Consider the following 13128-nt stretch of genomic DNA (forward strand, 5'->3'; position numbering starts at 1 on the left):
GATCCTTTCGGATCGCCTTTTTTATTACTTCACCACTTTCAAACTGGGTCGACCGCTGGGACGCGGCGGCTCACTGTCGGGTGGCGGAATATCGTCATCCGGCTCGATCTCTTCCTCGTCTTCCATAGGCGATTCCAGATCGAACACCATGCCCTGACCGTTCTCCCGGGCGTAAATACCCAGGATCGATGCGATAGGCACGTACAGGGTGTGTGGCACGCCACCGAAACGCCCTTCGAAGCTGACCGCTTCGTTGTCCATGTGCAAATGACGCACGGCTGCCGGCGATACGTTCAGGACAATCTGTCCGTCACTGGCAAAACCCTGAGGCACCTGCACCGACGGATACTCGGAATTGACCAGCATGTGCGGGGTGCAATCGTTGTCCACAATCCACTCGTAGAGCGCGCGGACCAGATAAGGTCGACTGGAGTTCATAGCGGCTCCTTAAGCCTTAGCGCATATCGCGTTCGACACCAGACAGACTCGCCTGGAAAGCCTCACGCGCAAACGAGCGCTCCATATAATCAAGCAGCGGCTTGGCAGGCCGCGGCAGTTCAATACCCAGAATCGGCAATCGCCAGAGTATTGGCAATAGGCAGCAATCCACCAGACTTTGTTCCTCACTGAGGAAAAACGGCTTGTCGGCGAACAACGGCGACACGCCAGTCAGGCTTTCGCGCAGCTCTTTACGAGCCACGACACGGGCTGCTTCCTTGGACCGGGAATCCAGGATCAGATCCACCAGACCACACCAGTCACGCTGAATACGATGAATCAGCAGACGGCTGTTGGCACGCGCCACTGGATAAACCGGCAGTAAAGGCGGGTGCGGGTAACGCTCATCCAGATATTCCATCACCACGGTCGACTCCCACAACGCCAGGTCACGATCGACCAGGGTGGGCAAGCTGCCGTAAGGGTTCACTTCAATCAGTTTAGGCGGCTGGCGACCAGCTTCCACGTAAATGATCTCGGCGCTGACACCCTTCTCTGCAAGTACGATACGCACTCGGTGGGAATAGTGGTCGGCGGGGTCGGAGTAACAGGCCAACCGATTGGTCACGCCCATGGCGGTCCTCCTCGCTTGTTGAAATTATCGGAAACGGAAAAACGCGCGCGCCCAGAGAGCGCCTCTCGTAACGCCTGGATCACCAGGCTCGTTACACCTTCAGAGACGCCCTTGGGCGCGCGCGATTGACAGCAATTTTACAGCAATATCAATGGACGTCTTTCCAGTATTCACGCTTGAGCAAGTATGCGAATACGAAGAAGAACGCCAGGTACAGCAACACATAGGTACCGATGCGCTGATGCTGCAGCTTCACCGGGTTGGCCGAGTAGGCCAGGAAGGTCACCAGATTCTTGACCTTCTCGTCGAACTGCTCTTCGTTCAGCGTGCCGGTTTTCGGCAGTATGGTCAGCTGGTCGCAGGCTTCATGCGTCAAAGCCGTGCCGGTCAGCGGATCGTATTGCTTCTTGCCGTCATCGACGATTTGAACTTGTTTACAGCCTACCACCTGACGACCCTGCAGGCCGACCAGAACGTTAGGCATCCCGACGTTCGGGAATACCTTGTTGTTCACGCCCCAAGGACGCGATGGGTCTTCGTAGAAAGATTTCAGGTAACCGTAGAGCCAGTCAGTGCCACGAACGCGGGCGACCAGGGTCAGGTCGGGCGGCGCCGCACCGAACCAGGTCTTGGCGTCAGCCGGCTGCATGCCGATGCTCATGTGGTCGCCGATCTTGGCGCCGGTGAACACCAGCTTCGAGAGCATCAGGTCGTGCGGAATGCCCAAGTCATCGGCAACACGTTCGTAACGCTGGAACTTGGCGCTGTGACAGCCCATGCAGTAGTTCGCGAATGTACGCGCACCATCCTGCATGGCAGCCTTGTCGGAAACGTCGATATCGACCTTTTCGAGCTCAGGACCACCGTGTTCGGCCGCGAAGGACAGCACAGGCAAAGCAGCAAGAATCAGTACAGCAAATAGCTTTTTCATCAGCCAGTCACCCTTTCCGGAACCGGTTTTGTCTTCTCGAGCCTGGTGTAGAACGGCATCAGAATGAAGTAGGCGAAGTACAGGAAGGTACATACCTGCGACAGCAACGTCCGCTCGGGGGTTGGGGCCAATACGCCCAGCACGCCCAGGATCACGAACGAGATGCAGAACACCCAAAGCCAGATCTTGCTCAGCCAACCCTTGTAGCGCATCGACTTGACCGGGCTACGATCGAGCCATGGCAGGACGAACAGCACAGCAATGGCCGCACCCATGGCGATAACGCCCAGGAGCTTGTCCGGAATCGCCCGCAGAATCGCGTAGAACGGCGTGAAGTACCAGACCGGAGCGATGTGTTCTGGTGTCTTGAAGGCGTTCGCCACTTCAAAGTTCGGCTTCTCGAGGAAGTAACCACCCATTTCCGGGAAGAAGAACACGATCGAACAGAAGATGAACAGGAACACCACCACGCCGACGATATCTTTCACGGTGTAGTACGGGTGGAAGGCAATGCCATCCAGCGGTACGCCGTTTTCGTCTTTGAATTTCTTGATGTCCACGCCGTCCGGGTTGTTCGAACCGACTTCGTGCAGCGCCAGAACGTGCAGCACCACCAGACCGAGGATCACGATCGGCAAGGCAACAACGTGCAGGGCGAAGAAGCGGTTCAGGGTAATACCGGAAATCAGGTAGTCACCACGGATCCACTGAGTCAGGTCGTTGCCGATGACCGGGATCGCACCGAACAGCGAGATGATCACCTGGGCACCCCAGTAGGACATCTGCCCCCACGGCAGCAGGTAACCCATGAAGGCTTCAGCCATCAGCGCCAGATAGATCAGCATGCCGAAGACCCACACCAGCTCACGCGGCTTCTGGTACGAACCGTAGAGCAAGCCACGGAACATGTGCAGATAGACCACGATGAAGAACGCCGAGGCGCCGGTGGAGTGCAGCAGACGCAGGATCGAGCCGTACTCGACATCGCGCATGATGTATTCGACGGATGCAAACGCCTCTTCCGCCGACGGGGTGTAGCTCATGGTCAGCCAGACACCGGTAACGATCTGGTTGACCAGAACGAGCAGTGCGAGGGAACCAAAGAAATAGAAGAAGTTGAAGTTCTTCGGGGCGTAGTACTTGCTGAGATGGTCTTCCCACATTTTGGTCGCGGGAAAGCGCGCATCAACCCAATCCATGAACTTGCTCATCACGCTTTCTCCGTATCGACGCCAATGACAATGATGTCATCGGTCTCATAGGAATGCGGGGGAACTGGCAGGTTCAAAGGCGCAGGTTGCGACTTGTAGACGCGGCCAGCCAGATCGTAGTGGGAACCGTGGCAAGGGCAGAAATAACCACCTACCCAATCCTTGCCCAGATCCGCAGGTGCCACTTCTGGACGGAAGGTCGGCGAGCAACCCAGGTGCGTACAAATACCGATCAGCAGCAGAACCTCTGGCTTGATCGAACGCGTTTCCGGGTCGACGTAAGTCGGTTGTGTCGAGTTCTTGGAGGTCGGGTCAGACAGCTGGCCCTCGATCTTTTTCAGATTCCCCAGGATTTCCCCGGTACGGCGGACAATGAACACCGGCTGACCGCGCCACTCAGCAATCATCTGCTGGCCTGGCTCGATTTTGCTGACATTCACCTTCACCGGTGCACCTGCGGCTTTCGCCTTGGCACTGGGAAACCATGACCCCACGAACGGGACCGCAGCCCCCACCGCTCCTGCAGCACCCACCACGGATGTGGCTGCTACCAAGAAGCGACGCCGGCCTGCATTCACGCCGTCATTGCTCATTCAGTCCTCTCCCATCAGCTTTGTGGCCTGTTAAATCAGGCGTCTACTAAGTAAAAATCTGAACTTATAAAAATTTTGCCGAATGGTAATGAAAAGCCCCAATTCTGACAAGGTAATTACCGAGGGGCTCCACTGCCAAGCCTTGCAGTATAGGGCTTCTACGGCTGTGGCAAGTTGTCACAGAGCAATTCTTTGATAAATCGCGCCCATAAAAAAACGCCCAGCTTCGCGAGGAAACTGGGCGTTCTTTTTGAACGTAAAAGCGAATTAACGCTTCGAGTACTGCGGACGCTTACGCGCTTTACGCAGACCAACTTTCTTACGTTCAACTTCACGTGCATCGCGAGTAACGAAGCCAGCTTTGCGCAGAGCGCCACGCAGGGTTTCGTCGTACTGCATCAGTGCGCGAGTGATACCGTGGCGGATTGCGCCAGCTTGACCACTTACACCACCACCGATCACGGTGACGTAGATGTCGAATTTCTCGACAGTCTCAGTCAGTTCCAGCGGCTGACGAACTACCATGCGGGCAGTTTCGCGGCCGAAGAAATTTTCCAGGGTGCGGTTGTTGATGGAGATGTTACCAGTACCCGGACGCAGGAAAACGCGTGCGGTTGCGGTCTTGCGACGGCCAGTGCCGTAATTTTGAGTCGCCGACATAATGAACTATTCCGTTAAAACTTCAGTTCTTGGGGCTGCTGAGCAGTATGAGGGTGTACAGCGCCCGCATAGACTTTCAGCTTACGATACATGTCGCGACCCAGCGGGTTCTTAGGCAGCATGCCTTTGACCGCGGTCTCGATCACGCGCTCAGGGGCTTTAGCAATCAGCTTTTCGAAGTTGATCGACTTGATGCCGCCCGGGAAACCGGAGTGGGAGTAGTAGATTTTGTCGGTGGTTTTAGCACCGGTTACACGAATCTGCTCGGCATTGATAACGACGATGTAATCGCCGGTGTCAACGTGAGGAGTGTACTCAGCTTTATGCTTGCCACGCAGACGGCTCGCGATTTCGGTGGCCAGACGACCCAGGGTCTGACCTGCAGCGTCGACGACAAACCAGTCGCGCTGTACTGTTTCCGGTTTAGCAGTAAAAGTTTTCATTCTTTATAGCCTCAGGGGCCGCCCTGTAAATTAGACGGCGGATCTTACTGAATAGTGCGTACTTTGACAAGTCAAAGGCAGCCGGATACAGACGCTTTCGGGGGCTCGGGTCGGCGCGTCCGTTCAACGGCAAGATTCTTCGGCGGCGGCGCATCACTTCCACTGCAGAAAGAGGTGCGCAATTATGCAGATTGCGAAAAATAATTCAACCTGCTTTTATGATTGTTTTGCCCAAGGAGCACCCGATGGATTATCGACAGCTAGGCCGAACCAATCTGAACGTGAGCGCCATCTGCCTCGGCACCATGACCTGGGGCGAGCAAAACAGCGAGGCTGAAGCCTTCGCCCAGATTGAACGGGCCAAGAGCGCCGGGATCAATTTCATCGATACTGCCGAGATGTACCCGGTGCCGCCCAAGGCCGAAACCTACGCCACCACCGAGCGCTACATCGGCAATTACTTCAAAAGCCGTGGTGATCGCGCCGACTGGATCCTGGCCAGCAAGATCGCCGGCCCCGGTAACACCATCGACTACATCCGCGACAAAAACCTGCGGCACAACCGCCAGCACATCACCGAAGCCGTGGACGCCAGCCTCAAGCGCTTGCAGACCGACTATATCGACCTCTACCAGCTACATTGGCCGGAGCGCAGCACCAATTTCTTCGGTCAGCTCGGTTACAAACACCAGACCGAAGCCAACCTGACGCCGCTGGAGGACACCCTCGAAGCACTGGACGAGCAAGTCAAGGCCGGCAAGATCCGCCACATCGGCCTGTCCAATGAAACGCCATGGGGCACGATGCGCTTCCTTGCCCTGGCCGAAGCCCGTGGCTGGCCGCGCGCCGTGTCGATCCAGAACCCGTACAACCTGCTCAACCGCAGCTTCGAAGTCGGCCTGGCGGAAATCGCTATCCGCGAACAGTGCGGCCTGCTCGCCTATTCGCCGCTGGCGTTCGGTTTCCTCTCGGGCAAATACGAAGGTGGCGCGCGTCCGCCTAAAGGTCGCCTGAGCCTCTACAGCCGCTTCAGCCGCTATTTCAACCCGCAGTCGGAAGCCGCGTGCAGTCGTTATGTGGCACTGGCGCGTGAACACGGCCTGGACCCGGCGCAAATGGCGTTGGCGTTTGTCACTCAGCAGCCATTTGTGACCAGCAACATCATCGGCGCGACCACCATGGAGCAACTGGAGAGCAACATTGCCAGCTTCGAGCTGAAACTTTCCGATGAAGTGCTAGAAGGGATTGAGGCGATTCACAAGGATCACCCGAACCCGGCACCTTGATCGCCAGATAAAAAGCCTTCGCGAGCAAGCCCGCTCCCACATTCGACCGCATTCCTTCAGGAGAACTCGGTTAAATGTGGGAGCGGGCTTGCTCGCGAAGGCGGCCTGACAGTCACCGCATAATCAAAGCGACCGCGCAATAATCTCCTTCATGATCTCGTTGGTCCCCGCATAAATCCGCTGCACCCGCGCATCCGCCCACGCCCGGGCGATCGGGTACTCCCACATGAAACCGTAACCGCCATGCAACTGCACGCACTCGTCGAGCACTTTGCATTGCAGGTCAGTGCCCCAGTACTTGGCCATCGCCGCGGTCGGCACGTCGAGCTTGCCTTGCAGGTGCAGTTCCAGACAGCGATCGACGAAGACCCGACCGATCTGAATCTCGGTCGCCATCTCCGCCAGCTTGAAGCGGGTGTTCTGGAAGTCGGCGATCGCCTTGCCGAATGCCTTGCGCTCGCGGGTGTAATCCAGCGTCCATTGCAACGCAGCTTCAGCCGAAGCAAGCCCGCCGATAGCAACGGTAAGACGCTCCTGCGGCAATTCCTGCATCAGGTACGCGAAGCCCATCCCGGCCTGCCCCAACAGGTTTTCCTTGGGCACCCGAACGTCCTGGAAGAACAGTTCCGAGGTGTCCTGAGCCTTCATGCCGACTTTTTCCAGACGCTTGCCCTTGGCGAAGCCCGGGGTGTTGGCTTCCACCAGAAACAGGCTGGTGCCTTTCGCGCCAGCCTTCGGATCGGTCTTGGCCACGACAATCACCAGGTCAGCGAGAAAGCCGTTGGTGATGAACGTCTTCGAACCATTGATCACATATTCGTCGCCATCGAGCACCGCGGTGGTTTTTACCCCTTGCAGGTCAGAACCGGCACCCGGCTCGGTCATGGCAATCGCCGTGACCATTTCGCCAGACACCAGTTTCGGCAGGTATTTGTGTTTCAGCGCTTCACTGCCGTAATGCAGGATGTACGGCGCGACGATGTCCGAATGCAGGGAAAAACCGATACCGGTCAGGCCGAGACGACCGATCTCTTCGATCACCACCGCGCTGTAGAGAAAGTCCGCCCCCAGGCCGCCGTACTCTTCCGGCAGATGCGAACACAGCATCCCCGCCTCCCCTGCCTTGTTCCAGAGTTTGCGGTCGATATAGCCTTGCTTTTCCCATTGCCCATGGAACGGCACGGCCTCTTTTTCGAGGAACGTTCGCACGCTGTCGCGAAAAAGTTCGTGCTCGGAGCTGAACAAGGTTCTGGGGATCATGCGGCACCTGTCGTTATTGTTAGCCGGAATTGACCTTCAGAGACTATGCCTCGCATCCGGCACAGGACACTGGACACATCCGACAAAAAATAAGACGATCCAGCCGTCTGGTGACCACTTTCCCCTATAAGAATAAAGTTGAATTATGTCTAACCAAGTCTCCACGCCCTTACGGCGCGTCAGCATCCTGGCTATCGACCGGGTTTTCGCTTCCACCCTCATGCAAGCCAAGGATTTCTTTCACCTGGCCAGCCTGCGTTATGGCAAACAACTGGGCCAAGGCCTGACTCCGGCGTTCGAAACCCGCCTGGTCAGCCCCGACGGCAAACCGGTGAACAGCTTCAGTGACGTGATCATGCCGGTGGACGGCGGCCTGGAAAACGCCGACATCATTATCCTTCCAGCCTTCTGGGACGATTTCGACACGCTTTGCCAACGTTACCCACAAGTCCTGCCCTGGCTGCGTCAGCAACATGCTCGCGGCGCAGTGCTGTGCGGTGAAGCCACCGGGGTGTTCTGGCTGGCCGAGGCCGGATTGCTCGACGGCAAGGAGGCGACCACTTACTGGCGCTTCTTCAATGCGTTTGCCGAACGCTTCCCACGGGTTCAGCTCAATCAGGACAAACACCTGACCGACGCCGACAACCTGTATTGCGCGGGCGGCACCACTTCGGCCTGCGACCTTTACATTTACCTGATCGAACGCTTCTGCGGCGCCAACGTGTCCCAGGCCGTGGCCCGCGACATCCTTTATGAAGTGCAGCGCAGCTACTCGCCAGGACGAATCGGTTTCGGCGGTCAGAAGCTGCACCAGGATGTGATCATCCTGCAGATCCAGCACTGGCTCGAAGAACACTTCGCCGACAAATTCCGCTTCGAAGACGTGGCTCGCGAACACGGCATGAGCATCCGCAATTTCATGCGGCGCTTCCAGACCGCCACCGGTGACAAGCCGCTGCATTACCTGCAACGACTGCGCATCGAAACCGCCAAGGGCCTGCTGTCCGGCAGCCGCAAGAGCATCAAGACCATCAGCTACGAAGTCGGTTACGACGATGCGAGTTTCTTCGCTCGGCTGTTCCGTCAGCACACGGAGTTGTCGCCGAACCAGTATCGGCAGCAATTTCAACAAGCAGCCTAACGGTTGATACAGGCGCCGCCACGCAATTGCCAAGCGGCGCCTGCTTGCGAATTAAACGGCCTATACCAACAGTGTTTAAAGATAACGATAAAGTGATTATTTCCCTTACATGAAAAACGGAATGCAGAGCACCGGACAAGTACTTTGTACTCTTGCGAGCTGCTTACTGAAAACCCCAATATATTCTTCCCGCCAGCTGAACTGCACTTCAGGGAAGATCAACCATGACAATAGAAACAAGTTCCCAGCCTCCCTCATTTAACGATAAGACCGAAAATCTCCAGACTAAAAAGAACTGGGCTGGCCGATTCCCCAATCCGCCGGACTTGTGCTTTGACTACCGAGCGTTAATCGAACAGGAACATGGCGTCGCAAAGGCAACCAATCCCACGCATAAAATATGCATCATCGGCGCAGGTGTTACCGGACTGACTGCCGCCCGAGAACTCTATCGTTGCGGTTTTACCGACGTGACACTGTTAGAACAATCGACACGCATTGGCGGTAGACACCTGACCGTCCATGGCCGCCATTCAATTAAAGAAAGCCATACTCCTTTCGAAATGGGTGCCATGCGCATGCCATTCTTCAATAAGGAAAACGAACCACCCAAAGAAGGTCGATCGCTGATGGCTTACTACGCCAATGCATTTGACCTGGCGCTATCGGATTTCCCCAACCCGGGAAGCCCGTGGGTGAGTTCGACCGGTATTTATCTCCAGGAAGGCAGCCTGGGCGGTCGTGCGGATCCGTACATGTTGATCTGGACGAATGAAGACGGCTTGACGCCTCCACCCGACGAGGCGCTGCAAACGGTTTATGCCAAGTGGAAAGCCTTTGCCGCCAGGATGACTCGCCAGGTTGCGCCGATCTACGCCACGCAGGAATGGGAAGCTGTCTGGGCCGCGATCGTCGAAAGGTACGAGCGTGTTTCGTTTCGTGAGCTGGTCTGTATGCCGGTGCTGGACCACTGGGATAAAGACAAACCTGGAGATTTTGGCGGAGTCGGAATGACCTCGCACGAATCAACCCTGTTCTATTCGATAGGCATCGGCGACGGTAGCTGGGGCGCTTTTTATGACGTGTGCGCGCTCTACCCGCTGCGCACCGCCATTTTCGGATTCAGCAGCCGCCTGCAACTCGTTCACGGCAGGGTCGATTCGTGCGGCGAACCGCTTCCCGCGCCGTACTTGCACAGCGATGCTGTACTCGATGCGAAGGGCCTGCCTTTCGACAGTCCGCGCTATATCGGTCTTGCGGCGCTGGACGAATGCTTGCTGTTCATGAACACCGACAGCGCGCACACGTCGTTCTACGAACATTGTCTTGAAAGGGGTGACGGTTTTTTCACCGATTCTTCAGTCAACAAACTGAAGAAACTGGATGATCAAAAAATACGTGTCTATTACACATGGAAATTCAGCCAGCCCAGTCAATCGCAGGAACTGTTCAATGACTTTGACGCTGTCATCATGACCCTGCCTTCATGGCTGATCGAAACGGGTGTCCGGCTCGAAAACTTCAATCAGCATATGTTGCCGTTCGACATGATCAACGCTTACAAAACAGCACACTGGGAAACCAGTTGCAAAGTGTATGCGCCGTTAAGTAAGTCTTTCCTTTCAAGCAACACCACAATCCCCCAGGCCATTGTGACCGACAGTTTCATTCATGACGTGTACAGCTATCGCTATAACGAGAACTATCCATACGACTGCATATTATTAAGTTATACATGGGAGGATGACGCGACCAAACTGGCGCTGTTCAACGACCAGGAACTGGTGGCGAAGTGCGTAGAGGAACTCGACCGGATATTGATGAATTGCGCCAATATCCAGGAGAGGATTTCTCCCTATATTCAAACTGAACGGGCCTTGGTCCAACGCTGGATGACGGACCGAAACGCCTTGGGCTGCGCAAAGTTATACAGGCCCGGCACTTATTACGACGCAGTGAGCCTGATGAAGTACAACCGGGATTTCTCACATCTGTCCGGCCTTTATTTTTGCGGAGAATCGTTTTCGGTCGATGCCGGCTGGACAGAGCCTTGCTTTCGCGGCGCCGTGGATGCGGTGATTCATATCTGCAATAAAACCGCAGCGGTATTCAACGGCGGATTCTGCATGAGCGACTACCCGCAATACCGCATCCGCAACTGACGCCCCGCTCCATCGCCCAGAACCAATGCGCCCTGCGCGTTGGTTCTGCCTGTGTCAAACCGCTCTATTACGCCATCTTGCGCCCCGGCAGGGAAACCCGGGCGCTCTGCCCTGCGCGATCTTCGGACACGGACTACAGCCCAAACGGAAGCCGCTGACTTACGCAAAAAAGCCATTTCAACTCTTATAAACACGCAATTAAACAGCGTGAATAACAATAAAAAGAGGTCATCCCGAATGAGCGAGCCAACAAGTCCTGTTCGTGTAGCAGTTGTGCAATTCGACCCACAAGTCGGCATAGAAAAACGTGCAGGTAATTTGCGTCATGGTCTGGAATTGGCACTGGAGGCGGTAAATGGCGGTGCCAATCTCATCGTGCTGCCCGAGCTTTCCAGCACAGGTTATTTCTTCAGCAACCGGCAAGACGCGTTCGACCATTCGGAGGCCATTCCCGACGGACCGAGTGTGAAAATCTGGATGGACTTCGCCCGCAACCACAAGGTCTACCTGGTTACCGGATTGACTGAGCGTGACGGCATGCGGCTGTTCAACACCGGCGTTCTGATCGGACCTGACGGTTTTATCGGCAAGTATCGCAAAGCCCATTTGTGGAACCTGGAGAAGCTGTGGTTCACGCCGGGCGACCTGGGCTTTCCGGTGTTTGATACGCCTATTGGTCGTATCGGCCTGTTGATCTGTTGGGATATCTGGTTCCCGGAGGTGCCGCGAATCCTGACCCAGCAAGGCGCGGACATCATTTGCAGCCTGAACAACTGGGTATGGACACCGCCACCGCTGTTCGACGAGGCCGGCAAGTGCATGGCGTCGTACCTGACCATGACCGCTGCACACGTCAACAATGTGTTTATCGCCGCCGCCAGCCGGATCGGGGAAGAACGAGGAGCCCGATATCTGGGCTGCTCACTGATTGCCGGTACGAATGGCTGGCCGATTGGCCCCGTGGCGTCAGCGGATCAGGAACAAATCCTGTATGCCGATATCGACCTGACCAGCTCTCGAAGCGCGCCGATCTGGAACAATTTGAACGACCTGCATCGCGATCGTAGAGCCGATCTCTACGATCAAATGCTCGGTTACACCCAGCACCCTTGCCTGCCGCGCTGACAAGGGGGTAACCGATGAACATCACAACCGAAAAAAACCGGCCTGGCGCCAGATCGCCACTGGATCTTGCGATCATCCTGCTGATGATCGGCACGGCACTGCTGATTATCTGGCTTTCATTCACCCACCGTTCCGCCTGGGAAGCGCATTGGCCAAGCTACAGCGACATGGTCTCGAACCTTCCCGAACCGGCTGCCTGGTTGCGCTGGGTGCTGGGCGACATCAGCGAGGTGGCGTTCTACAAACACGAGTTCGCCTCTATCGGGTTGTTGGCCGGAGCCTATCTGGCCTATTGGGCGAATCGCACAGAAAAAACCTGGCAAGGTTTTGCCATTTCCTATGGGACCGGATTGTGGCCGTGGCTGGTGACCAGTTCGTTGCTTGGACTGTTGCTGAGCAACCTGCTGTGGGGCTGGACGGTCACCGCCACCAGTTGGCAGCCGACGTTTGCGGCGTTTGTTTCGCTGCCGGCGGCGATGGTGCTCATGTTTGGTGGTGGCTGGAAGGTCACGATCAATGGCGCAATCATGGGCGCCGTGCTGGTCACGCCGACGTGCCTGCTGTTCGTCAACTACGTGTGCAATCCTCTGGGCTTGCCTGTGGTCATCGGCAATGTCTTGGGCATGGCAGTCGCCAGCGTCTTCGCTTTTGTGCTTTGCCGTTACCTGCCAAGCCTGGTGAAGTCCGAGCCCGGCGAGAAGCCATCCGCCCCTTCGCCCGCAACCGTCAACACAAAAACGCCCGACTACGGGGTGATCTGGAGCTTGCGCCGGGTGCTGGCCGATTTTTCGGAAGCGCCGTTCTTTGGCAATGAGCTGGCCAGCCTCGGCCTGTTGCTGGGGGTATTGTTGGCTTACACCTGGAATCCGATGAGCCCGGTATATGGGTCGGGCCTGCTGCCCCAATTGATCGGTGCCCAGGCGTTGACCTCAGCGCTGGGGGTGGTGATCTGGCGTCGGCAATGGATGTCACGCGGCTGGTATCCCACCTACGTTCCATTGGTGTCCGTGGTGCCGGCGGCCGTTCTGACGTACGGCGGCAGTTGGCAGGTGATCCTCTCGAGCGCACTGCTGGGCGCGCTGATTGCACCGCCCCTGGCTTACGCCATTGCCCAGCGAGTGCCTGCGTACATGCATGCCTACATCGGGAATGTCCTGTCCATGGCCATCAGCACTTTGCTGATCATTCCGATTATCGGACTGCTGATCGCCAACTGACGCACGCTGCCAGCCGGCTGTATCCCG

The 13128-nt window shown here is 56.5% G+C and carries 13 protein-coding genes; 5 read left to right on the top strand and 8 right to left on the bottom strand.

Annotation, left to right across the window (positions count from 1 at the left end):
• Positions 1-24: 24 nt before the first annotated feature.
• The 7 genes from KGB03_RS29265 to rplM form a co-directional block, all read right to left on the bottom strand.
• Entirely contained in the window at positions 25-438 is a 414-nt protein-coding gene (locus KGB03_RS29265) for a ClpXP protease specificity-enhancing factor (protein WP_008155980.1), read from the bottom strand.
• Positions 439-454: 16 nt separating this feature from the next.
• Complete coding sequence (locus KGB03_RS29270; RefSeq protein WP_008155978.1) at positions 455-1072, bottom strand: glutathione S-transferase N-terminal domain-containing protein; 618 nt, start codon at positions 1070-1072, stop codon at positions 455-457.
• A 148-nt stretch (positions 1073-1220) separates the two neighbouring features.
• A complete protein-coding gene (locus KGB03_RS29275) occupies positions 1221-2003 on the bottom strand; it encodes a cytochrome c1 (RefSeq protein ID WP_111451310.1) in 783 nt (260 codons plus the stop codon).
• Positions 2003-3214: a cytochrome b gene (locus tag KGB03_RS29280; protein ID WP_008155974.1), complete on the bottom strand. Its 1212-nt coding sequence runs from the start codon at positions 3212-3214 to the stop codon at positions 2003-2005. The genes KGB03_RS29275 and KGB03_RS29280 overlap by 1 nt, the downstream gene beginning before the upstream one ends.
• Positions 3214-3807, bottom strand: a complete 594-nt coding sequence (petA, locus tag KGB03_RS29285) for a ubiquinol-cytochrome c reductase iron-sulfur subunit (protein ID WP_008155973.1) — start codon at positions 3805-3807, stop codon at positions 3214-3216. The genes KGB03_RS29280 and petA overlap by 1 nt, the downstream gene beginning before the upstream one ends.
• A gap of 267 nt (positions 3808-4074) precedes the next feature.
• Positions 4075-4467 (bottom strand): 30S ribosomal protein S9, encoded by a 393-nt coding sequence (rpsI, locus tag KGB03_RS29290; protein WP_003216038.1) that lies wholly within the window; start codon positions 4465-4467, stop codon positions 4075-4077.
• Positions 4468-4481: 14 nt separating this feature from the next.
• Positions 4482-4910 carry a 50S ribosomal protein L13 gene (gene rplM / locus KGB03_RS29295; protein ID WP_007905295.1) on the bottom strand — a complete coding sequence of 143 codons (429 nt, stop codon included), beginning with the start codon at positions 4908-4910 and terminating at the stop codon, positions 4482-4484.
• A gap of 245 nt (positions 4911-5155) precedes the next feature.
• Here rplM and KGB03_RS29300 point away from each other — a divergent pair, with 245 nt between their 5' ends.
• Positions 5156-6196 (top strand): NADP(H)-dependent aldo-keto reductase, encoded by a 1041-nt coding sequence (locus KGB03_RS29300; RefSeq protein ID WP_223530682.1) that lies wholly within the window; start codon positions 5156-5158, stop codon positions 6194-6196.
• A gap of 123 nt (positions 6197-6319) precedes the next feature.
• On the opposite strand, the gene KGB03_RS29305 is transcribed toward KGB03_RS29300, so the two are convergent.
• Positions 6320-7456 carry an acyl-CoA dehydrogenase family protein gene (locus KGB03_RS29305; RefSeq protein WP_129441357.1) on the bottom strand — a complete coding sequence of 379 codons (1137 nt, stop codon included), beginning with the start codon at positions 7454-7456 and terminating at the stop codon, positions 6320-6322.
• A 244-nt stretch (positions 7457-7700) separates the two neighbouring features.
• On the opposite strand from KGB03_RS29305, the gene KGB03_RS29310 reads away from it, so the two are divergent.
• The 4 genes from KGB03_RS29310 to KGB03_RS29325 all read left to right on the top strand — a co-directional run bounded on the left by KGB03_RS29310 (position 7701) and on the right by KGB03_RS29325 (position 13101).
• Positions 7701-8597, top strand: a complete 897-nt coding sequence (locus tag KGB03_RS29310) for a GlxA family transcriptional regulator (protein WP_192407545.1) — start codon at positions 7701-7703, stop codon at positions 8595-8597.
• Between the two features lie 224 nt (positions 8598-8821).
• The gene (locus KGB03_RS29315; protein WP_223530685.1) at positions 8822-10759 is read left to right on the top strand and encodes a flavin monoamine oxidase family protein; all 1938 of its coding nucleotides are present in this window, start codon (positions 8822-8824) and stop codon (positions 10757-10759) included.
• 237 nt (positions 10760-10996) lie between these two features.
• A complete protein-coding gene (locus KGB03_RS29320) occupies positions 10997-11884 on the top strand; it encodes a nitrilase family protein (protein WP_223530688.1) in 888 nt (295 codons plus the stop codon).
• A gap of 14 nt (positions 11885-11898) precedes the next feature.
• The gene (locus tag KGB03_RS29325; RefSeq protein WP_223530690.1) at positions 11899-13101 is read left to right on the top strand and encodes a threonine/serine exporter family protein; all 1203 of its coding nucleotides are present in this window, start codon (positions 11899-11901) and stop codon (positions 13099-13101) included.
• Positions 13102-13128: the final 27 nt, after the last annotated feature.

The organism is Pseudomonas sp. BF-B-26 (assembly GCF_019956495.1).
In the GTDB taxonomy this organism is placed as follows: Bacteria; Pseudomonadota; Gammaproteobacteria; order Pseudomonadales; family Pseudomonadaceae; genus Aquipseudomonas.

Coding starts and splice junctions, on each gene's coding strand:
- petA (WP_008155973.1), bottom strand. CDS start 3,807: ATGAGCAATGACGGCGTGAATGCAGGCCGGCGTCGCTTCTTGGTAGCA.
- KGB03_RS29280 (WP_008155974.1), bottom strand. CDS start 3,214: ATGAGCAAGTTCATGGATTGGGTTGATGCGCGCTTTCCCGCGACCAAA.
- KGB03_RS29300 (WP_223530682.1), top strand. CDS start 5,156: ATGGATTATCGACAGCTAGGCCGAACCAATCTGAACGTGAGCGCCATC.
- KGB03_RS29325 (WP_223530690.1), top strand. CDS start 11,899: ATGAACATCACAACCGAAAAAAACCGGCCTGGCGCCAGATCGCCACTG.
- KGB03_RS29305 (WP_129441357.1), bottom strand. CDS start 7,456: ATGATCCCCAGAACCTTGTTCAGCTCCGAGCACGAACTTTTTCGCGAC.
- KGB03_RS29270 (WP_008155978.1), bottom strand. CDS start 1,072: ATGGGCGTGACCAATCGGTTGGCCTGTTACTCCGACCCCGCCGACCAC.
- KGB03_RS29315 (WP_223530685.1), top strand. CDS start 8,822: ATGACAATAGAAACAAGTTCCCAGCCTCCCTCATTTAACGATAAGACC.
- rplM (WP_007905295.1), bottom strand. CDS start 4,910: ATGAAAACTTTTACTGCTAAACCGGAAACAGTACAGCGCGACTGGTTT.
- KGB03_RS29265 (WP_008155980.1), bottom strand. CDS start 438: ATGAACTCCAGTCGACCTTATCTGGTCCGCGCGCTCTACGAGTGGATT.
- KGB03_RS29275 (WP_111451310.1), bottom strand. CDS start 2,003: ATGAAAAAGCTATTTGCTGTACTGATTCTTGCTGCTTTGCCTGTGCTG.
- KGB03_RS29320 (WP_223530688.1), top strand. CDS start 10,997: ATGAGCGAGCCAACAAGTCCTGTTCGTGTAGCAGTTGTGCAATTCGAC.
- rpsI (WP_003216038.1), bottom strand. CDS start 4,467: ATGTCGGCGACTCAAAATTACGGCACTGGCCGTCGCAAGACCGCAACC.